General features: G+C 65.9%; 19 protein-coding genes. 2 read left to right on the top strand and 17 right to left on the bottom strand.

The genetic code is table 11. The annotated features are described in order from the left end of the window. Window positions 1-86: 86 nt before the first annotated feature. The 6 genes from EPAKOI_RS03730 to EPAKOI_RS03705 form a co-directional block, all read right to left on the bottom strand. Window positions 87-1,022, bottom strand: coding sequence for an electron transfer flavoprotein subunit alpha/FixB family protein (locus EPAKOI_RS03730; RefSeq protein ID WP_423193013.1), 936 nt, complete (start codon window positions 1,020-1,022; stop codon window positions 87-89). A 17-nt stretch (window positions 1,023-1,039) separates the two neighbouring features. Beyond that, on the bottom strand, window positions 1,040-1,789 hold the full coding sequence (locus tag EPAKOI_RS03725) for an electron transfer flavoprotein subunit beta/FixA family protein (RefSeq protein ID WP_124682176.1): 750 nt from the start codon (window positions 1,787-1,789) through the stop codon (window positions 1,040-1,042). Between the two features lie 207 nt (window positions 1,790-1,996). After that, window positions 1,997-2,791 (bottom strand): MetQ/NlpA family ABC transporter substrate-binding protein, encoded by a 795-nt coding sequence (locus EPAKOI_RS03720; RefSeq protein ID WP_124682177.1) that lies wholly within the window; start codon window positions 2,789-2,791, stop codon window positions 1,997-1,999. A 39-nt stretch (window positions 2,792-2,830) separates the two neighbouring features. Continuing rightward, window positions 2,831-3,484 carry a methionine ABC transporter permease gene (locus EPAKOI_RS03715; protein ID WP_423193012.1) on the bottom strand — a complete coding sequence of 218 codons (654 nt, stop codon included), beginning with the start codon at window positions 3,482-3,484 and terminating at the stop codon, window positions 2,831-2,833. Then, window positions 3,474-4,508, bottom strand: coding sequence for a methionine ABC transporter ATP-binding protein (locus EPAKOI_RS03710; protein WP_423193011.1), 1,035 nt, complete (start codon window positions 4,506-4,508; stop codon window positions 3,474-3,476). Before EPAKOI_RS03710 ends, EPAKOI_RS03715 begins: the two co-directional genes overlap by 11 nt. Before the next feature lie 182 nt (window positions 4,509-4,690). Then, on the bottom strand, window positions 4,691-5,614 hold the full coding sequence (locus EPAKOI_RS03705) for a histone deacetylase family protein (protein WP_423193010.1): 924 nt from the start codon (window positions 5,612-5,614) through the stop codon (window positions 4,691-4,693). A gap of 149 nt (window positions 5,615-5,763) precedes the next feature. On the opposite strand from EPAKOI_RS03705, the gene mltB reads away from it, so the two are divergent. Further along, the gene (gene mltB / locus EPAKOI_RS03700; protein ID WP_124682181.1) at window positions 5,764-6,870 is read left to right on the top strand and encodes a lytic murein transglycosylase B; all 1,107 of its coding nucleotides are present in this window, start codon (window positions 5,764-5,766) and stop codon (window positions 6,868-6,870) included. Window positions 6,871-6,970: 100 nt separating this feature from the next. Here the strand turns inward: mltB and cysM are convergent, their stop codons facing one another. From cysM to cmk, 11 genes are all read right to left on the bottom strand, one after another. Next, window positions 6,971-7,873 (bottom strand): cysteine synthase CysM, encoded by a 903-nt coding sequence (cysM, locus tag EPAKOI_RS03695; protein WP_423193009.1) that lies wholly within the window; start codon window positions 7,871-7,873, stop codon window positions 6,971-6,973. 113 nt (window positions 7,874-7,986) lie between these two features. After that, window positions 7,987-9,312, bottom strand: a complete 1,326-nt coding sequence (locus EPAKOI_RS03690; RefSeq protein WP_423193008.1) for a solute carrier family 23 protein — start codon at window positions 9,310-9,312, stop codon at window positions 7,987-7,989. A gap of 201 nt (window positions 9,313-9,513) precedes the next feature. Continuing rightward, entirely contained in the window at window positions 9,514-9,933 is a 420-nt protein-coding gene (locus EPAKOI_RS03685; protein WP_423193007.1) for a ComEA family DNA-binding protein, read from the bottom strand. Between the two features lie 208 nt (window positions 9,934-10,141). Further along, a complete protein-coding gene (rfaD, locus tag EPAKOI_RS03680; protein WP_313835601.1) occupies window positions 10,142-11,140 on the bottom strand; it encodes an ADP-glyceromanno-heptose 6-epimerase in 999 nt (332 codons plus the stop codon). 26 nt (window positions 11,141-11,166) lie between these two features. After that, window positions 11,167-12,111, bottom strand: coding sequence for a D-glycero-beta-D-manno-heptose-7-phosphate kinase (rfaE1, locus tag EPAKOI_RS03675; protein WP_124682185.1), 945 nt, complete (start codon window positions 12,109-12,111; stop codon window positions 11,167-11,169). 74 nt (window positions 12,112-12,185) lie between these two features. Then, window positions 12,186-13,559 (bottom strand): UDP-glucose dehydrogenase family protein, encoded by a 1,374-nt coding sequence (locus EPAKOI_RS03670; protein ID WP_124682186.1) that lies wholly within the window; start codon window positions 13,557-13,559, stop codon window positions 12,186-12,188. 39 nt (window positions 13,560-13,598) lie between these two features. Then, window positions 13,599-14,819 (bottom strand): lipopolysaccharide assembly protein LapB, encoded by a 1,221-nt coding sequence (gene lapB, locus EPAKOI_RS03665; RefSeq protein WP_423193006.1) that lies wholly within the window; start codon window positions 14,817-14,819, stop codon window positions 13,599-13,601. A gap of 3 nt (window positions 14,820-14,822) precedes the next feature. Continuing rightward, the gene (locus EPAKOI_RS03660; protein WP_124682188.1) at window positions 14,823-15,149 is read right to left on the bottom strand and encodes a lipopolysaccharide assembly protein LapA domain-containing protein; all 327 of its coding nucleotides are present in this window, start codon (window positions 15,147-15,149) and stop codon (window positions 14,823-14,825) included. Between the two features lie 235 nt (window positions 15,150-15,384). After that, the gene (locus EPAKOI_RS03655; protein ID WP_124682189.1) at window positions 15,385-15,798 is read right to left on the bottom strand and encodes an integration host factor subunit beta; all 414 of its coding nucleotides are present in this window, start codon (window positions 15,796-15,798) and stop codon (window positions 15,385-15,387) included. 33 nt (window positions 15,799-15,831) lie between these two features. After that, entirely contained in the window at window positions 15,832-17,577 is a 1,746-nt protein-coding gene (rpsA, locus tag EPAKOI_RS03650; RefSeq protein ID WP_313835873.1) for a 30S ribosomal protein S1, read from the bottom strand. Between the two features lie 90 nt (window positions 17,578-17,667). Next, a complete protein-coding gene (gene cmk, locus EPAKOI_RS03645) occupies window positions 17,668-18,327 on the bottom strand; it encodes a (d)CMP kinase (RefSeq protein WP_124682191.1) in 660 nt (219 codons plus the stop codon). 144 nt (window positions 18,328-18,471) lie between these two features. On the opposite strand from cmk, the gene EPAKOI_RS03640 reads away from it, so the two are divergent. Next, window positions 18,472-18,708, top strand: a complete 237-nt coding sequence (locus EPAKOI_RS03640; RefSeq protein WP_253699936.1) for a DUF2061 domain-containing protein — start codon at window positions 18,472-18,474, stop codon at window positions 18,706-18,708. The last annotated feature ends 14 nt before the right edge of the window (window positions 18,709-18,722 follow it).

The following is an 18,722-nucleotide window of genomic DNA, read 5'->3' as shown; positions in this document are numbered from 1 at the left end:
CGCTCGCGGGATAACCCGGAACGGCTTCGACATTCTTGCTGCTTGTGGCCGGTTCAATGCGTTGTCGAACCGGCCGTTCGGGCCTGTCAGCCCAGCGCGGCCACCAGTTCCGGCACCACGGTGTTCAGGTCGCCCACCAGGCCGTAGTCCGCCACCGAGAAGATCGGGGCTTCGGCGTCCTTGTTGATCGCGACGATCACCTTGGAGTCCTTCATGCCGGCCAGATGCTGGATCGCGCCCGAGATACCGACGGCGATGTACAGCTGCGGGGCGACGATCTTGCCGGTCTGGCCCACCTGGTAGTCGTTCGGGACGAAGCCGGCATCGACTGCGGCACGCGAGGCACCCAGCGCCGCGCCGAGCTTGTCGGCCAGCGGGGTCAGCACCTTGGTGTAGTTCTCGCCCGAACCCACGCCACGGCCACCCGAGACGATGATCTTGGCGGCGGTCAGTTCCGGACGGTCGCTCTTGGTCACTTCACGCGACACGAATTGCGAGATGCCCGCGTCGGCAACGGCCGGCAGCGTGTCCAGCGTGGCCGAGCCACCTTCCGCCGCGGCCGGGTCGAACGCCGTGCCACGCACGGTGATCACCTTGATCTTGTCTTCCGACTTGACCGTGGCAATCGCGTTGCCGGCGTAGATCGGACGCTCGAACGTGTCGGGCGAATCGACCTTGGTGATGTCCGACAGCTGCGCCACGTCCAGCTTGGCGGCCACGCGCGGCAGGATGTTCTTGCCCGAGGCCGTGGCCGGGGCAACGATGTGCGAGTAGTCGCTGGCAATGGCCAGGATCTGTTCGCCCACGTTCTCGGCAAGGCCGTCGGCAAAGTGCGGTGCGTCGGCCAGCAGGACCTTCGCCACGCCCGCAATCTTCGCGGCGGCGTCGGCGGCGGCCTTGGCGTTGGAACCGGCCACCAGCACGTGGACGTCGCCGCCGCACTGGGCGGCTGCCGTCACGGCGTTCAGCGTGGCGGCCTTGATCGATTGGTTGTCGTGTTCAGCAATGACAAGTGCAGTCATGTTCTCTCTCCCCGCGCTCAGATAACCTTGGCTTCCGACTTCAGCTTTTGCACCAGCGTGGCCACATCAGGGACCATCACGCCAGCACTGCGCTTGGCCGGCTCCACGACCTTCACGGTCTGCAGGCGCGGCTTGACGTCGACGCCGAGATCTTCCGGCTTCACGGTTTCCAGCGGCTTCTTCTTGGCCTTCATGATGTTCGGCAGCGTCACGTAGCGCGGCTCGTTCAGGCGCAGGTCCGTGGTCACCACGGCCGGCAGCTTCACCGACACGGTTTCCAGGCCGCCATCCACCTCGCGCGTCACCGACGCCTTGCCATCGGCCACCACCACCTTCGAGGCGAAGGTGGCTTGCGGCAGGCCGGCCAGCGCGGCCACCATCTGGCCGGTCTGGTTGGAGTCGTCGTCGATGGCCTGCTTGCCCAGGATCACCAGGCTCGGCTGTTCCTTGTCGATCAGTGCCTTGAGCACCTTGGCCACGGCCAGGGGCTGCAGGTCTTCACCGGATTCCACCAGGATGCCGCGGTCGGCGCCAATGGCCATCGCGGTACGCAGGGTTTCCTGGCACTGGGCCACGCCGCACGACACGGCAACCACCTCGGTGACGACGCCAGCTTCCTTCAGGCGCACGGCCTCTTCCACGGCGATTTCGTCGAACGGGTTCATGCTCATCTTGACGTTGGCCAGGTCGACGCCCGTGCCATCCGACTTCACGCGGACCTTGACGTTGTAGTCCACCACCCGCTTGACTGCGACGAGTACTTTCATGCGCTCACTCCACTGATAGCTGATAGTTCCAAAGTTTGAATCGCTCGCCATTATAACCACCGGGGTGGCGCAGCTTTAGTTTTTCGAACGATCGTACTATTTTATCGACAAAGAATTGCCGGGCATAGCCGGCAACTCGCAGAATCTTTAGATATTGTGCCGCAGGATGCCCCGGCGGCCCAGTGTCTGGATGAAAACCCCTAGAAATTACCAGGCGGTGATCACAGATTCCTTAAAAGTGCTTTGCACGTACTGTTTGATCTCGGGCGAGTGGTACGCCTTGACCAGCTTGGCCACCCACGGCTTGTCCTTGTCGGCCGCGCGGATCGCGATCAGGTTGGCGTACGGACCCTTCGGACCCTCCATGGCGATGGCATCGCGCGTGGGCGACAGGCCGGCCGACTCGGCGTAGTTGCCGTTGATGGCGGCGGCGTCCAGGTCGTCGAGCGAGCGCGGCAGCTGGGCGGCGTCCAGTTCGACGATCTTGATCTTCTTCGGGTTCTCGACGATATCCAGCGGCGTGGCCTTCAGGCCGGCATCGGCACGCAGCTTGATCACACCCTTCGACTGCAGCAGCAGCAGGCCGCGGCCGCCGTTGGTCGGATCGTTCGGCACGCCCACGCGGGCGCCCTGCTTCAACTGGTCCAGCGACTTGATCTTCTTCGAGTAGACGCCCATCGGGAACGTCACGGTAAAGCCCGCGTGCGTGAACTTGTAGCCGCGGTCCTTGATCTGGGCTTCCAGGTACGGCAGGTGCTGGTAGCTGTTGGCGTCGAGGTCGCCAGCGGCCAGCGCGGCGTTCGGCTGGATGTAGTCGCTGAACTCCACCACCTGGATGTTCAGGCCGTCCTTGGCCGCCACCTTCTTCACCTGCTCCATGATCTGCGCGTGCGGGCCACCGGTCACGCCCACCTTGATCGGCTTGTCCTGCGCGAGCACGCCAGCCGACACCACCACACCCAGCGCCAGCACGGCGCCCTTCAGCACGTTACGACGTTGCATTTCGATTTACCCCAAGTTTCCCTGTCAAGAACTAGTATTTCAACGATGGCTGATCCGACGGACCAGCCAGTCGCCGAAGCTCTGTACCGCCTGCACGAACACGATCAGGATCAGCACGACGGCGACCATGATCTCGGTGATGTAGCGCTGGTAGCCGTAGCGGATGCCCAGGTCGCCCAGCCCGCCGCCGCCAATCGCGCCGGCCATGGCCGAATAGCCAACCAGGCTCACGAAAGTGATGGTCAGCCCGGCCACGATGCCGGGCATGGCCTCGGGCAGCAGCACCTTCCAGACGATCTGCCGGGTGGTGGCGCCCATCGACTGCGCCGCCTCGACCAAACCCTTGTCGACCTCGCGCAGCGCCGCTTCCACGAGTCGCGCGATGAACGGGATGGCCGCGATCGTCAGCGGCACGATGGCCGCCGTGGTGCCAATGGACGACCCGACGATGAAGCGCGTGAACGGAATGACCACCACCAGCAGGATGATGAACGGGATCGAGCGTACCGCGTTGACCACCACGCCGATGGTCCGGTTGAACAGCGGGTGCGACAGCACGCCGCCCCGGTTGGTCAGGTGCAGCAGCACGCCCAGCGGCACGCCCAGCAGCCCGCCGACCACGCCGGAGATGCACACCATCAGCAGCGTCTCGTAGAACGACGTCAGGAACAGGTCGAGCATTTCAGACCACATGGTCGATCTCCTCCACGACGACGCCTTGCGCCTGCAGATAGTCCATGGCCGCGCGCACGCTGGCCGGGTCGCCCGTGGCCATGATCGCCAGCGAGCCGAACGCCTGGCCCTGGATCTCGTCGATATGGCCATGCAGGATGTTGAAGTCCAGCCGGTGCTGGCGGATTGCCTGCGCCAGCACCGGCTGGTCGACGTTCTCGCCCGTGAAGGCCAGCCGGTAGACGTGGTCGCGGCCGTTGCCGAGCCGGCTTTCCACGCGCTTGAGCACGCTGGCCGGCAGTTCCTGGGCAATCACGTCGCCGATCATGGCGCGCGTCACCTCGTGCTGCGGACGCAGGAAAACGTCGATCACGCGGCCCGTCTCCACCACCTGGCCAGCCTCCAGCACGGCCACGCGGTCGCAGACCTGTTTGATCACTTCCATCTGGTGCGTGATCATGACGATGGTCAGGCCCAGTTCCTTGTTGATGCGCTTGAGCAGTTCCAGGATCGAGCGCGTGGTCTCGGGGTCCAGCGCCGAGGTGGCTTCGTCCGACAGCAGCACCTTCGGCTTGCTGGCCAGCGCCCGGGCGATCCCCACCCGCTGCTTCTGGCCGCCGCTGATCTGCGCGGGATGGCGGTCGCGCAACGCCGACAGGCCGACCAGTTCCAGCAGCGGCTCGACGGTCGCCGCGATCTCCTGCTTCGACTTGCCCGCCAGCTCCAGCGGCAGCGCCACGTTGTCATAGACCGTACGCGACGACAGCAGGTTGAAATGCTGGAAGATCATGCCGATCTCGCGGCGCGCCTCGCGCAGCGCGCCGTTGCCCAGCGCGGTGAGATCCTGGCCGTCGACGACCACGCGGCCGCTGGTGGGCCGGTTCAGCAGGTTGATGGCACGCACCAGCGTGCTCTTGCCGGCGCCGCTTCGGCCGATGATGCCGAAGATCTCGCCGGCGGCGATGGTGAGGCTGACGTCGCGCAGCGCATGCACCTCCCCCGACCCGCCGGGGAACCGCTGCGAGAGTCCTTGCAGTTCGATCATGGAACGAGAAAAGAAAACGGCAACAGCGCGGGGGTCTCCTGCGTTGTTGCCGCACTTATTTTTATGAAGCCCGCATTTTATGCGATCCGCTTCATACCGCAAACGAGATTTTTCTGAAAGCCTTATGCGCTGGCGTCATATAGACGGCCCGGAAGCGCCTTTTTAGTCATATTGCGGCAGGCTTACGCCTCCATCAGCACCTTCAGATGGGCGAACACGCTGCGGGCCAGCGCGCTGAGGTTGTAGCCGCCCTCCAGGCAACTGACGATGCGGCCCTGGGCGTGGGTCTTGGCCACCTGCACCAGTTGCTCGGTGATCCACGTGTAGTCCTGCTCCACGAGCCCCATCTGCCCCAGGTCGTCCTCGCGGTGGGCGTCAAAGCCGGCCGAGATGAACAGCATCTCGGGCTTGAATTCGTGCAGGCGCGGCAGCCAGATCGTTTCCACCACCTCCCGGACGGCCATGCCGTTCGTGTACGCCGGCAGCGGGATGTTCGACATGTTCGTCGCCACGTGCTCGGTGCCGCTGTACGGGTAGAACGGGTGCTGGAAGAAGCTGCACATCAGCACCTGCGGATCGTCGCGGAACGCCGCCTCGGTGCCGTTGCCGTGGTGGACGTCGAAATCGATCACGGCCACGCGCCGCAGCCCGTGCACGGCCAGCGCGTGCCGGGCGGCAATCGCCACGTTGTTGAAGAAGCAGAAGCCCATCGCATGGTCGGGCTCGGCGTGGTGGCCGGGCGGGCGCACGCAGCAGAACGCGTTCTCCACCTGGCCCGCCATCACGGCGTCGGTGGCCGCCACGGCCGCGCCGGCCGCGTGCGTGGCGGCGGTCAGCGTGTGGCGGTTCATGGAGGTGTCGGGATCGATCGCGAAATAGCCGGTCGACGGGCTGTTGGCGGCCAGGCTGGCAACGTAGTCGGGCCGGTGCACGCGCTCGATCTGCGCTTCGGTGGCGGCCGGGGCATCGCGCCGGTCGAGCAGGCCGTCCATCCCGTGCGAAATCAGGTGGTCCTCGATGGCCTGCAGCCGTTCAGGGCATTCGGGATGGAAGAACCCCATCTCGTGCAACTGGAACGACGGATGCGTGTAGTAACCCGTTGGCATTTTCGATTTGGGTCAAGTTTGTCTCCAGCCGTTACGTTAGCACAGGACGTGCCCGGCTTCCGCCGGCGGAACTTCGTAACCAAATGCCCTGCAACGGGGCGTCGCGTGTATCGCATCCGCTATACTCGGTGCGACTTGCAAAGGACATCATGACCGACCAACAGCGCTCCCTGCGCCGCCCGCTGCTGGGCGCCGCACTCACCGCTGCCGCATTGGGCCTGTGCGGCGTTTCTCCCGGGCTCGTGGCCGCCGGACGCCGCCGCGTCAGTGTCCGGGAAGAAGAAATCGAACCGGGCCGCTATCAGAACCACCCCCAGGCACGCGCGTTCATCGACGAGATGGTGGCGCGCAACGGCTTGCCCCGCGCCGAGCTGGAATCGTATTTCAGCCAGGCCGTGTACTCGGCAACCGTGTCGCGCCTGATCATGCCGCCGACCACGCCGGGCAAGAAAAGCTGGCGCGCCTACCGGTCGCGGTTCATCGAGCCGATCCGCATCAACGCCGGCGTCCGCTTCTGGCAACAGAACCGCGAGACGCTGCGCCGCGCCGAAGCCGAGTTTGGCGTGCCGGCGTCGGTCATCGTCGGGATCATCGGCGTGGAAACGATCTACGGCCGCGACATGGGCACGTTCCGCGTGATCGACTCGCTGTCGACGCTGGCGTTCGACTACCCCGACACGCCCAACCGCGACGCCCGCACCAAACTGTTCCGCAACCAGCTGGCCGACTACCTGCTCTGGTGCCGCGACACGAAGACCGACGTGTTCTCGGTGCTCGGCTCGTACGCCGGGGCCGTGGGCATCCCGCAGTTCATGCCGACGAGCCTGCGCGAATACGCCGTGGACTACGACGGCGACAGCCACGTGGACCTGCGCAACAGCCCCACCGACGCCATCGGCAGCGTCGGCCGCTTTCTGCAGTTGCACGGCTGGGAACAGAACCGGCCCGTGGTGTGGCGCATCGGCGCCGATGCCGGCAGCCTGGGCGTGGCGACGGCCGCCGCCGATGGCGAACCGTGGCCCACGCGGACGCTGAACCAGTTGACCAAGGCCGGGCTGCGCGTGGACGAGCCGATCGACCTGCAGCGCGAGGCGGAAACCGGCGTACTGGTGGTGGACCTGCCCACTCCGGATCAGCCGACCGAGTACATGATCGGCCTGCGCAATTTTTACGTCCTCACGCGCTACAACCGCAGCTTCTTTTACGCGCTGGCGGTCTACCAGCTGGGCGAGGCGGTGAAGGCGGCCATGGCCTGACCGGCCGCGCCGCGGTCAGCAACAAAAAAGCCCCGCAGGCTTCCGCCGCGGGGCTTTTTCATGGGCGCCGGCGTGGCCGGCGTGACTGGCGTAGTGACGGTCAGGCCGGGAACACACCCGTCGACAGGTAGCGGTCGCCACGGTCGCAGACCACGAAGACGATCGTCGCGTTTTCCACTTCCTCGGCGATCCGCAGCGCCACGCACAGCGCGCCGGCGGCCGAGATGCCGCAGAAGATGCCCTCTTCGCGCGCCATGCGGCGGGCCATGTGCTCGGCGTCGGCCTGCGTGACCGGTTCCTGGCGGTCGATGAACTTCGGATCGTAGATCTTCGGCAGGTACGCTTCGGGCCACTTGCGGATGCCCGGGATGCGCGAGCCTTCGGCCGGCTGGGCGCCGATGATCTGGATGGCCGGGTTCTTTTCCTTGAGGTAGCGCGACACGCCCGTGATCGTGCCGGTGGTGCCCATCGCCGAGACAAAGTGGGTGATCCGGCCCTCGGTGTCCTGCCACAGTTCGGGGCCCGTGGTCTCGTAGTGCGCCAGCGGGTTGTCCGGGTTGGCGAACTGGTCCAGGATCACGCCCTTGCCTTCGCGCTCCATGGCGTCGGCCAGGTCGCGCGCGTACTCCATGCCGCCCTTGACCGGCGTGAGGATGATCTCGGCGCCGTACGCCGCCATGCTCTGGCGACGCTCCAGGCTCAGGTCCTCGGGCATGATCAGCACCATGCGATACCCGCGGATGGCGGCGGCCATGGCCAGCGCGATGCCGGTATTGCCCGACGTGGCCTCGATCAGCGTGTCGCCCGGCTTGATGCGGCCCCGTTCCTCGGCGCGGCGGATCATCGACAGCGCGGGCCGGTCCTTGACCGAGCCGGCCGGGTTGTTGCCTTCGAGCTTGCCGAGAATCACGTTGCCGCGTGCTTCGATGGCGGCGCCCGGAATGCGCTGCAGTCGTACCAGCGGCGTGTTGCCGATGGTGTCTTCAATCGTCTTGTAGGCCATGGGGGAGGAGCGGATCAGTCGCGGGTGAGTCGGTTTTTTCGTGGCTCATTGTAATGCACCGACCTTACCCGCAACGGCCGGCGGGCCATTCCGGCCCGCCGCTGGCGCGGCGCCTAGTGCGCCAGGCCCTGGTCCTCTGGGTGCCGGCTGCCCAGCAGGTGGTACAGCAGAATGGCGCCGAACGTGGCGGTGCCGATGCCACCCAGCGTCATGCCGCCAAACTTCAGCGTCAAGTCCCCGGCGGCCACGGTCAGCGTGGCGCCCACCGTGATCAGGTTGCGCGAACTGGAGAAGTCCACGTGGTTCTGCACCCAGATGCGGCCGGCCGTGGCCGAGATCAGGCCGAACACGACGATCGTCAGGCCGCCGATCACCGGACCCGGGATCGTCAGGATCAGCGCGCCGAACTTCGGGGAGAAGCCGAGCAGGATCGCAACGGCCGCCGCGACGACGAAGATCAGCGTCGAGTAGATCCGCGTCACGGCCATCACGCCCATGTTCTCGGCGTAGGTGGTCACGCCCGTGCCGCCGCCGGACGCCGACAGCATCGTGGCCACGCCATCGCCGATAAAGGCCCGGCCGATGTACGGGTCGAGATTGCGGCCCGTCATCACGCCGATGGCCTTGATGTGGCCCAGGTTCTCGGCCACGAGCACGATGGCCACGGGGGCAATCAGCAGCATGGCGCTGGGTTCGAACACCGGCGCGGTGAACGCGGGCATACCGAACCAGCTTGCCGCCGCCACGCCCGAGAAGTCGATGGCCTTGCCCATGCCCATCACGTTGGTGGCCACAAAGTAGGCAAGGTAGCCAGCCAGGCCGCCCAGCAGCACCGGCAGGCGTCCGAGCATGCCGGGAGCGCGCACCGCAATCAGCCCCACGGCCAGCACCGTCAGCAGGCCCACCCAGGTGTCCAGCGGCGCGCCGCTGACCGCCTTGACCGCCACGGGCGCCAGGTTCAGGCCGATGGCCGCGACGATGGCACCGGTCACCACCGGCGGCATCAGCCTTTCCACCCAGGCGTAGCCGATCATCTGCACGACCAGCCCGATGACCGTATAGAGCGCCCCGGCGGCGATGATGCCGCCCAGCGCCACCGGAATGTTCGCGTTCGGGCCGCTACCGCCGTAGCCCGTGGCCGCGATGACCACCGCGATGAACGCGAAGCTGGAACCCAGGTAACTGGGCACGCGGCCGCGCACGCAGAAGAAGAACAGCAGCGTGCCGATGCCCGAGAACAGGATGGCGATATTGGGCGGGAAGCCCATCAGGATCGGCGCGATGGCCGTCGAGCCGAACATCGCCACCACGTGCTGGATGCCCGCGAGCAGCGTCTGCCCGGCCGGCAGCCGCTCGTCGGGCGCGATCACGCCCGTTGTCTTGAGGCGCCATTTCGGCAGGAATCCGCCGTCGTCCGTACTGTCCTGGCCATTCGCCATGTTGTGCTCTCCCTGTCAGCCGTCTTTGTTTCAGTCGTTGAATGCTTGTGGTTGCGCGGTGCCCGGGCACCCGCTGCAACGGCGATGCGCATGATACCCCGCACCCCGCATGGTGCAAATCGGCAGCGTTCCGGCACGCCGTGCCGGTCAAGCACAACGCATACCAGCGGCCGTCTGTTGACGCGGGGTGCGGGGCTGGGGCTAGCGCGCGGCTTTCGGGGCGGGCTTGGCGTCCTTGCGGGCTGCCGCGGCGGCCGGGGCCGGCTTGCCAAAGGTCAGCCCGGCCTCCTGCAGGTTGGCGGCCGATTTCGGCCCCACGCCCGCCACGCGGTCGGCCAGGTCGGCGGCGTCCTTGTACGCGCCGTTGCGCTCGCGCTCTTCCAGGATGCGTTTGGCGGTGGCCGGGCCGATGCCCTTCACGGAAGTCAGCGCGGCCTCGTCCGCGCCGTTGACGTCGACGTTGGCGAACGCCGGCGCCGCGCCGAGCATGGCCAGCGCGCAGGCCACTGCCAGGCCGCCGCGGCGCCAGGCGGACAGCGCGGCGCGGGACAGGTCGGACAGATTGAACAGGGCGGACAGGGAACGGCCGGACCGGCGGTCCGTCGTGGATGACTCGATCATTCGGAAAACTCCTTCCTTGTGGTTGAACGCCCGCGCCGGGTGGCGGCGGGAGTCGTCAGGATAGGAGTCCGAAAGCGCGTAAGAAGCGGCTGGACACACAAGTTCACATCATCGGCGCGGTTGTGTGTCCGACTGCGACATTACTGTTGCAATGCCGGATTTCTACGAGATTTAAAGCGGTGCGACGTCGCGCTGGCGCGACAGCCGATCAGCTCCGTTCCATCAGCCACTTGCAGTAGCGGCCCACGCCTTCCTGCACGGTCAGGAACGGCGCCTCATAGCCCGCCGCGCGCAGGCGCGACACGTCGGACTGCGTGAAGCACTGGTATTTGCCGCGCAGCGCGTCGGGGAACTTGATGTACTCGACCAGCCCCTCCTGCACCATTTCCTCCAGCGACAGCGGCGGCTTGTCCTCGGCCTCGCGCAGCGCGTTGACCACCGAGACGGCGATGTCGTTGAACGGCTGCGAGCGGCCGGTGCCAAGGTTGAAGATGCCGGACTTTTCCGGATGATCGAGGAAGTACAGGTTGACCTTGACCACGTCCTCCACGGACACGAAGTCGCGGCTCTGCGTGCCCGGCGCGTAGCCGTTGTACTCGCCGAACAGCTTGACCGTGCCCTCGGCGCGGAACTGGTTGAAGTGGTGGAACGCCACCGACGCCATGCGGCCCTTGTGGTACTCGCGCGGGCCGTACACGTTGAAGTAGCGGAAGCCGACGATCTGCGAGTGCGGATGCGACGACGCCATCCGGCGCCGCACCACCTGGTCGAACAGGAACTTCGAGTAGCCGTAGACGTTCAGCGGCTTTTCGTACTCGCGATCCTCCCGGAACATCGTAGAAGCGCCATACGTGGCGGCCGACGACGCGTACAGGAACTGCGTGCCCTGCTCCAGGCAGGCTTCCATCAGCGCCAGCGTGTACCGGTAGTTGTTCTCCATCATGTAGCGGCCGTCGGTCTCCATCGTGTCGGAGCAGGCACCCTCGTGGAACACCGCGCGCACGTTGCCAAAATCGCCCCGCTTGAACCGCTCGACGAACTCGCCCTTGTCCAGGTAGTCGGCAATCTCGCAGTCCACGAGGTTGCTGAATTTCTCGGCGCGCGTCAGGTTGTCCACGGCGACGATGTTCGTCTCGCCGCGGTCGTTCAGGCCCTTGACGATGTTGCTGCCGATAAAGCCGGCAGCGCCGGTCACGATGATGGTCATGGCGAATTCTGGTCGGGGGGCGCGCCTCAGGAGGCGCCAAACAGTTCGGGATAGGTCACAACGGCGGTGCCCAGCTTGCCGACGACGATGCTGCCGGCACGGTTGGCATGCTGGACGGCTTCCTTGAGCGGCACGCCGGCGCCGAGCATGGTGGCCAGGGTGGCAATTACTGTGTCGCCAGCCCCTGATACATCATAGACTTCGCGCGCCTGGGCGGACACGTGCAGGACCTCGGCCTCGGTGTAGAGCGTCATGCCCTCTTCGGACCGTGTGAGCAGCAGCGCCTCAAGATGCAGGTCGCGGCGCAGGTTCTGGGCGCGGATGGTCAGGTCGGCCTCGGTCTTCCAGGCGCCCACCACGGCGCGCATCTCGGCACGGTTCGGCGTGATCAGCGTGGCGCCGCGGTAGCGCGAGTAGTCGTCGCCCTTCGGATCGATCAGCACCATGCGGCCGGCGGCGCGGCCGGCCTCGACCATGCGCGCCACGTGGGTCAGGCCGCCCTTGCCGTAGTCGGACAGCACCAGCACCTGGTAGTCGCCGATCAGCGTCTGGTAGCGGTCCTGTACCGAAGCCAGCACTTCGCTGGCCGGCGCGTTCTCGAAATCCACGCGCAGCAGTTGCTGCTGGTGCGCCACCACCCGCAGCTTGATCGTGGTGTTCAGCGTCGGATCGCGGTGCAGGTATGGCTCCACCTGGCTGGCGGCCAGCAGCGATTCCAGCGTACGGCCGGGCTCGTCGTCGCCAACCACGCCCAGCATGCCGACCTTGGCGCCCAGCGCGGCCGCGTTGCGGGCCACGTTGGCCGCGCCGCCCAGCCGCTCGTCGCTGCGCTTGATCTGCACCACCGGCACGGGGGCTTCCGGCGAAATACGATTGACGTCGCCGAACCAGTAGCGGTCCAGCATCATGTCGCCCACCACCAGCACTTGCGATTGCCGGATCTGGTCCTGCGGAATGATGGTCTTGCTCATGAACTCTCCTTGCGGCGATGCCGTGCCCGCCTGGGGCGCGGCGGCCGGTCTGGATACACGGATGGTTGGGAAAATCAGTGCGTCGCGTTGGAACGCCCGATCGCGTGGTATTCGATGCCGGCCTGCGCCATGGCATCGGGTTCATAAAGATTGCGGCCGTCGATGATGACGGGCGTCTTGAGCATAGCGCGGATCTGCGAGAAATCGGGGCTGCGGAAGACCTTCCACTCGGTAACGATGACCAGCGCGTCGGCGCCGGCCAGCACGTCCATCTGGGCGGGGCAGAACGTCACGCGGTCCATCGCGCCGGGAATGCCGGCCAGGTCCATCCCGATCACGCGGCGGGCCTCTTCCATTGCCACGGGGTCGTGCACGCGCAGCGACGCCCCGCGCGACACCAACTCGCGCGCCAGCACGCGCGACGGCGCCTCGCGCATGTCGTCGGTATTGGGCTTGAACGCCAGGCCCCAGACGCCGAACGTCTTGCCTGTCAGATTCTCGCCAAATCGCTTGACCACCTTGCGGCCCAGCACCTGCTTCTGGTCGTCGTTGACCGATTCCACGGCCTCGAGCACGCGCATCGGCTTGCCGTAGGCGCTGGCGGTACGCATCAGCGCCTGCACGTCCTTGGGAAAGCACGATCCGCCGTAGCCCGCGCCAGCGTACAGGAAGCTGTAGCCGATGCGCGGGTCTGAGCCGATGCCCAGCCGTACCAGTTCGATATCGGCGCCCACCTCGTCGGCCAGGTTGGCCAACTCGTTCATGAACGAGATGCGGGTGGCCAGCATCGAATTGGCCGCGTACTTCGTGAACTCGGCCGAGCGGACATCCATATAGAACGTGCGCTCGTGGTTGCGGTTGAACGGCGAGTACAACTGGCGCATGATGGCCTGCGCGTGGCGGCCGGCCACGTCGGCGGCGCAGCCCAGCACGATGCGGTCCGGGCGCATGAAGTCCTCGACGGCGGCGCCTTCCTTCAGGAACTCGGGGTTCGAGACCACCGAGTACTGCAGGTCCTCCAGCCCGCGCGCGGCCAGTTCCTCGCGGATCACCGCCGCCACGCGGTCGCCGGTGCCCACGGGCACGGTCGACTTGTCCACCACCACCTTGAAGCCGGTCATGTGACGGCCGATGTTGCGGGCGGCGGCCAGCACGTACTGCAGGTCGGCCGAGCCGTCCTCGTCCGGCGGCGTGCCCACGGCGATGAACTGCACGTCGGCGTGCTCGACGCTGGCGGCCACGTCGGTCGAGAACGTCAGCCGGCCCGCCGCGCGGTTGCGGTCGATCAGTTCCTTGAGCCCGGGCTCGTAGATTGGCACGCCGCCGCTGTTCAGCAGCGCAATCTTCTTTTCATCGACATCGAGGCAGAACACGGCGTTGCCCAGTTCCGCCAGGCAGGCGCCGGTCACCAGGCCAACATAGCCGCTGCCGATAATCGTAACTTTCATTGCGGAAGCTCCACGGAATTCGAATTCGCTTGAGATGACTTAGCCAAGCGCTTCGGAGCGGCGCGGCGCATACGTTTCCCAGCGGTTGCAGCCAGGGCATTGCCAGTAGAACAGCCGGGCCCGGAAGCCGCATTCGCGGCAGGTATAGCGGGCCAGGTTACGCGTGCGAAGTTGCAGAAGATCGCGGATGGCGGCGGTTTCTTTCGCCTGGTCGTCGAGCGTGCCGGCATCGCCCGGGGCAGCCTCGCCGGCCGTGGCCGTCTGCAGCGCCTCGGTTTCGGCGGCCTGGGCCTCGAAGTACCGGGTCAGCGCCAGCAGCGTGGGCTGGCGGCGCAACTGCTCGCGCATCAGCGCGGCGGCGGCCACCGGGCCGTTCACTTCCAGTTCGGTCCGATAGGCGGTATCGAGCAGTTCGGGCGCCAGGTTGCTCTTGAGCAGTTCGCGCAGCCATTGCACGGCCTTGCCCTGCTCGCCCAGCGTGGCGTAGGCCTTGACGATGCGGTCGGCCACCAGCGGCAGGTAGGCCGCGTCCTGCGTCTCGATGCCCAGCCAGTGCTGCAGCGCGCCGGGCAGGTCGCCGGCGGCGGCGGCCACGTCGCCAAGCAGGATCGGCGCCCGGACGTTGGCCGGATTCTCCTGCCGGGCGCGGCCGAGCCATTCGATGGCATCTTCGGGACGCTTCTTTTGCAGCGCGTCCTGCGCCAGTTCGCAGCAGAACTGGGCGATCTGCACGCGGTAGTCTTTCTGGTCCAGGGTCCGGAGTTCGCGGGCGGCGTCAATCGCCTTGGCCCACTCTTTCTCGACCTCGTAGAGCTCCAGCAGCACGCGCTTGGCCGACGCGGCATACGGGCCCGACATCAGCCGGCGCAGCGATTCCTCGGCGCGGTCCAGCAGGCCGGCGCGCAGGAAGTCCTGGCCCAGCTCGTAAAGTGCGTGCTCGCGTTCGGGCTCGGGCAGGTCCGGGCGGTTGGCCAGGTTCTGATGGACGCGGATCGCGCGCTCGGTTTCGCCGCGGCGGCGGAACAGCGCGCCCAGCGCAAAGTGCAGCTCGGTGGTTTCGGGGTCCAGCCGCGCCACTTCCACGAAGGCGTCGATTGCCTTGTCGGGTTGTTCGTTCAGCAGGAAATTGAGGCCCTTGAAATAGGAGCGGGGCAAGGCGCCCTGCTCGCTCATGAGCTGCCGCAGGTCGAACCGGGCAGCCATCCAGCCAAGGCCAAAGACAAGTGGCAGCGCCAGCAGCCACCAGGTTTCAAACATCATGGGTCAGACTTTCGGACCGACTACGTTATAAGGTACGCCCGGCTTGGCCTCGGGCGGCACGGCATCCACGGGGGCTGCCGCGGCCCGCACCTCGCCCAGCGCGCGGCGCAGGCGGGCTGCCTCCATGCGCTGCCGCATCAGCCCCGGCGCCACCGAGGCCAGCGCGGCCACGATGCCGAGCCCAAAGGCCGCCAGCAGGATCAGGATCAGCGGGGCATGCCAGACGGCGCCGAAGAACAGTTGCAGATCGGCGTCGCCAGTGTTGCGCAGCGCCAGCACGAACAGCAGCACGAACAGGACGATACGGAAGATCCAGGTGACGAGTTTCATGCGAGGAAGGTCATCGGAACGTGAGTGCTTACCCGGTCACGCGGGGGCGCGTCGGGCGTTGCCCGGCCAAGATTCCCGGCATTGTAGCGGAATCACTTCTCGGAAACGGTAACGATTGGTCGCATCGCTGCGCCGGCTCCCGCGCACCCGGGCGCCCGCGCGCGGAAACGCCCAAAGAAAAAGCGCTCCCGGGGGAGCGCTTTCCTGAAGACTTGCCAGTGATGCAAGAGCCGCGTTACGAGCGAACCAGATTGAGCTGGCCATCCTCGTGCAGCCCGGCCGAAGCCGACTGCGAGGGCGCCAGCGACTGCCCGGCCTTGCCGTGCGACACCTGGCCATTGACGGCCACGATGCCGGACGGCGGCGATGCCGGACGGTCCACCCGCTCGCGCAATTCCTTGCCCGCCTTGAAGTGCGGCACCCGTTTTTCAGGGACCAGCACCCGTTCGCCGGACTTGGGGTTGCGCCCCACGCGAGGGGGCCGCCGGTTCAGACCAAAGCTGCCGAACCCGCGGATCTCGATGCGATGGCCATCGGCCAGGGCTTCGGACATCGCGTCGAGGATCGTTTTCACCGAGATGTCCGCATCCCGCAGCAGCAACTGCGGAAAGCGGGCAGCCAGTTTTTCGACGAGCTCGGACTTGGTCATGGGCGGTCTCGCTTGAGTGCGCGGCGCTCTATATTACTGGTTGTCCTGGCCCAGCTTGGCCTTCAGCAGTGCACCGAGGTTGGTCGTGCCAGCCGCGCCGGTGTCAGCCTGGAACTTCTGCATCGCTTCCTGCTGCTCTGCGGAGTCCTTGGCCTTGATCGACAGGTTGATGTTGCGCGACTTGCGGTCGACGTTCACCACCAGGGCGGTGATCTGCTCGCCTTCCTTCAGCACGTTGCGGGCGTCTTCCACGCGGTCCGCGGAGATTTCCGAGGCACGCAGGTAGCCTTCCACGTCGTCAGCCAGCTGCACCACGGCGCCCTTGGCGTCAACGGCCTTGATCGTACCGTTGACGAGCGAGCCCTTGTCGTTGGCCGAGATGAAGTTGTTGAACGGATCGCCCGACAGTTGCTTGATGCCCAGCGAGATGCGTTCCTTGTCGACGTCGATGCCCAGGACGACAGCTTCCACTTCGTCGCCCTTCTTGTACTTGCGCACGGCTTCTTCGCCCGACTCTTGCCACGACAGGTCCGACAGGTGCACCAGGCCGTCGATGCCGCCCGGCAGGCCGATGAACACGCCGAAATCGGTGATCGACTTGATCTGGCCCGACAGCTTGTCGCCCTTCTTGTGGTTGCGGCTGAAATCGTCCCACGGGTTGGCCTTGCACTGCTTCATGCCCAGGCTGATACGACGCTTGTCTTCGTCGATATCCAGGACCATGACCTCGACTTCGTCGCCCAGTTGGACAACCTTCGACGGGGCCACGTTCTTGTTGGTCCAGTCCATTTCCGACACGTGGACCAGGCCTTCGATACCCGCTTCGATCTCGACGAACGCGCCGTAGTCGGTCAGGTTCGTGACCTTGCCGAACAGGCGGGTGCCTTGCGGGTAGCGGCGCGAGATGCCCACCCACGGATCTTCGCCCAGTTGCTTCACGCCCAGCGAGACGCGGTTCTTTTCCTGGTCGAACTTCAGGATCTTGGCGGTGATTTCCTGGCCAACCGACAGCACTTCGCTCGGGTGGCGGACACGGCGCCATGCCAGGTCGGTGATGTGCAGCAGGCCGTCGATACCACCCAGGTCCACGAACGCGCCGTAGTCGGTGATGTTCTTGACGATACCGTTGACGATCGCGCCTTCCTTCAGCGTTTCCATCAGCTTCTGGCGCTCTTCGCCCAGCGTGGCTTCCACCACGGCACGGCGCGACAGCACGACGTTGTTGCGCTTGCGGTCGAGCTTGATGACCTTGAATTCGAGGGTCTTGCCTTCGTACGGCGTGGTGTCCTTGATCGGACGCACGTCGACGAGCGAACCGGGCAGGAAGGCGCGGATGCCATTGACCATGACGGTCAGGCCGCCCTTGACCTTGCCGGTCACGGTACCCGAGATGATCTCGCCGTCTTCCAGCGCCTTCTCGAGGTTCAGCCACGATGCCAGGCGCTTGGCCTTGTCACGGGACAGGATGGTGTCGCCATAGCCGTTCTCGAGCGCGTCGATGGCCACGGAGACGTAGTCGCCGGCCTGCACTTCGAGTTCGCCCTGGTCGTTCAGGAACTCCTCCACCGGCACAAAGGCTTCGGACTTGAGGCCGGCGTTGACGACCACGAAATTGTGGTCGATGCGCACGACTTCAGCGGAAATCACTTCGCCAGCCTTCATGTTGGAGCGGGCGATCGATTCCTCGAACAGTGCGGCAAAGGATTCGTTGGTTTGCAGGTCGGACATAAACGTAGGTTTGCAATCCGCAGTACGTTGGCCGGCGCGACGGTCGCGCACAGTCTGCCTCACGCAGCGGGGTCAGGTTGATCACCCGAACCGGACGGGTTGGGTTCCGGCACGGGCCCAGGCGGTGCCTCGTGGTTTGAATCACCGCACCGCGGCGAACCACTCCAGCACCTGCGCCACCGCCTCGTCCACCGTCATTTCGGAGGTGTCCAGGCGTTGCGCGTCTTCCGCGGGACGCAGTGGCGCGGCGGCACGGGAACGATCCCGCGCGTCGCGCGCCTCGAGGTCACGCAAAAGGTCTTCGATATTAGCAGAAATTCCCTTATCAATCAATTGTTTATAGCGCCTCCGCGCGCGCGCCTCGACACTCGCGGTCAGGAACACCTTCAGGCGGGCCTCCGGGAAGATCACGGTGCCCATGTCGCGCCCGTCGGCCACCAGCCCAGGCAGCTTGCGAAAGCCGCGCTGAAGTGCGGTCAGCGCATCACGCACCGGCTGGTGCACGGCCAGCGCCGAGGCCCGGTTGCCGATGGCCTCCTGGCGGATCAGCTGGCTGACCTCCTCGCCTTCCAGCCAGACGCGGTCCGGGCCGAACTTCACGTCCAGCCGCAGGGCGATGCGGGCCAGGGTGTCGACGTCGGCGACGTCCACGCCGGCGCGGTCACTGGCCAGGGCCACCAGGCGATAGAGCGCGCCGCTGTCGAGCAGATGGAAGCCCAGCGCGTCCGCCACCTTGTGGGCGACGGTGCCCTTGCCCGATGCGGTTGGCCCATCTATCGTGATGACATCGATGATAGTCATTCTTAATTGATATGCTAGAAACTATTGATTTTCGTTCTTAATTGAGAATCGTTATCATTCGATCCATGGTTGCGTGGCAGCAACGCTCCCGGTCCCCACAAGACGCTGCGCAACCATTCCGACTTTCATGCGAGGCAAACGATCATGGCCAAGACCCTGACCTTCGGCATCATGCACCTGGGCATCGCGTTCAGCGTGACCTACGCGCTGACCGGCAGCCTGGCCATCAGCGGTGCCATCACGTTCATCGAGCCGGCCGTCAACACGGTGGCGCACTATTTCTTCGACCGATACTGGGAACGCAGGGCGCGCCGCGCGGACGGCGGCACGCCGCGCCATGCGTCCGCCGCGCTGGCCCGCCACCGGCTGGCTGCCGCCTGACACCCGCCATTGAA

Source organism: Cupriavidus sp. H18C2 (genome assembly GCF_049393795.1).
Lineage (GTDB): Bacteria > Pseudomonadota > Gammaproteobacteria > Burkholderiales > Burkholderiaceae > Cupriavidus > Cupriavidus pauculus_C.
Note: the sequence above shows the minus strand (reverse complement) of the source record. Positions and strands in the feature narration are given on the sequence as shown.

Coding starts and splice junctions, on each gene's coding strand:
- cmk (WP_124682191.1), bottom strand. CDS start 18,327: ATGACTATCATCGATGTCATCACGATAGATGGGCCAACCGCATCGGGC.
- EPAKOI_RS03725 (WP_124682176.1), bottom strand. CDS start 1,789: ATGAAAGTACTCGTCGCAGTCAAGCGGGTGGTGGACTACAACGTCAAG.
- EPAKOI_RS03705 (WP_423193010.1), bottom strand. CDS start 5,614: ATGCCAACGGGTTACTACACGCATCCGTCGTTCCAGTTGCACGAGATG.
- EPAKOI_RS03715 (WP_423193012.1), bottom strand. CDS start 3,484: ATGTGGTCTGAAATGCTCGACCTGTTCCTGACGTCGTTCTACGAGACG.
- EPAKOI_RS03655 (WP_124682189.1), bottom strand. CDS start 15,798: ATGACCAAGTCCGAGCTCGTCGAAAAACTGGCTGCCCGCTTTCCGCAG.
- rfaD (WP_313835601.1), bottom strand. CDS start 11,140: ATGACCATCATCGTGACCGGCGCTGCCGGCTTTATCGGCAGCAACATC.
- EPAKOI_RS03660 (WP_124682188.1), bottom strand. CDS start 15,149: ATGAAACTCGTCACCTGGATCTTCCGTATCGTCCTGTTCGTGCTGCTG.
- EPAKOI_RS03730 (WP_423193013.1), bottom strand. CDS start 1,022: ATGACTGCACTTGTCATTGCTGAACACGACAACCAATCGATCAAGGCC.
- EPAKOI_RS03670 (WP_124682186.1), bottom strand. CDS start 13,559: ATGAAAGTTACGATTATCGGCAGCGGCTATGTTGGCCTGGTGACCGGC.
- EPAKOI_RS03710 (WP_423193011.1), bottom strand. CDS start 4,508: ATGATCGAACTGCAAGGACTCTCGCAGCGGTTCCCCGGCGGGTCGGGG.
- rfaE1 (WP_124682185.1), bottom strand. CDS start 12,111: ATGAGCAAGACCATCATTCCGCAGGACCAGATCCGGCAATCGCAAGTG.
- EPAKOI_RS03640 (WP_253699936.1), top strand. CDS start 18,472: ATGGCCAAGACCCTGACCTTCGGCATCATGCACCTGGGCATCGCGTTC.
- cysM (WP_423193009.1), bottom strand. CDS start 7,873: ATGGCCTACAAGACGATTGAAGACACCATCGGCAACACGCCGCTGGTA.
- EPAKOI_RS03685 (WP_423193007.1), bottom strand. CDS start 9,933: ATGATCGAGTCATCCACGACGGACCGCCGGTCCGGCCGTTCCCTGTCC.
- EPAKOI_RS03720 (WP_124682177.1), bottom strand. CDS start 2,791: ATGCAACGTCGTAACGTGCTGAAGGGCGCCGTGCTGGCGCTGGGTGTG.
- lapB (WP_423193006.1), bottom strand. CDS start 14,819: ATGATGTTTGAAACCTGGTGGCTGCTGGCGCTGCCACTTGTCTTTGGC.
- mltB (WP_124682181.1), top strand. CDS start 5,764: ATGACCGACCAACAGCGCTCCCTGCGCCGCCCGCTGCTGGGCGCCGCA.
- EPAKOI_RS03690 (WP_423193008.1), bottom strand. CDS start 9,312: ATGGCGAATGGCCAGGACAGTACGGACGACGGCGGATTCCTGCCGAAA.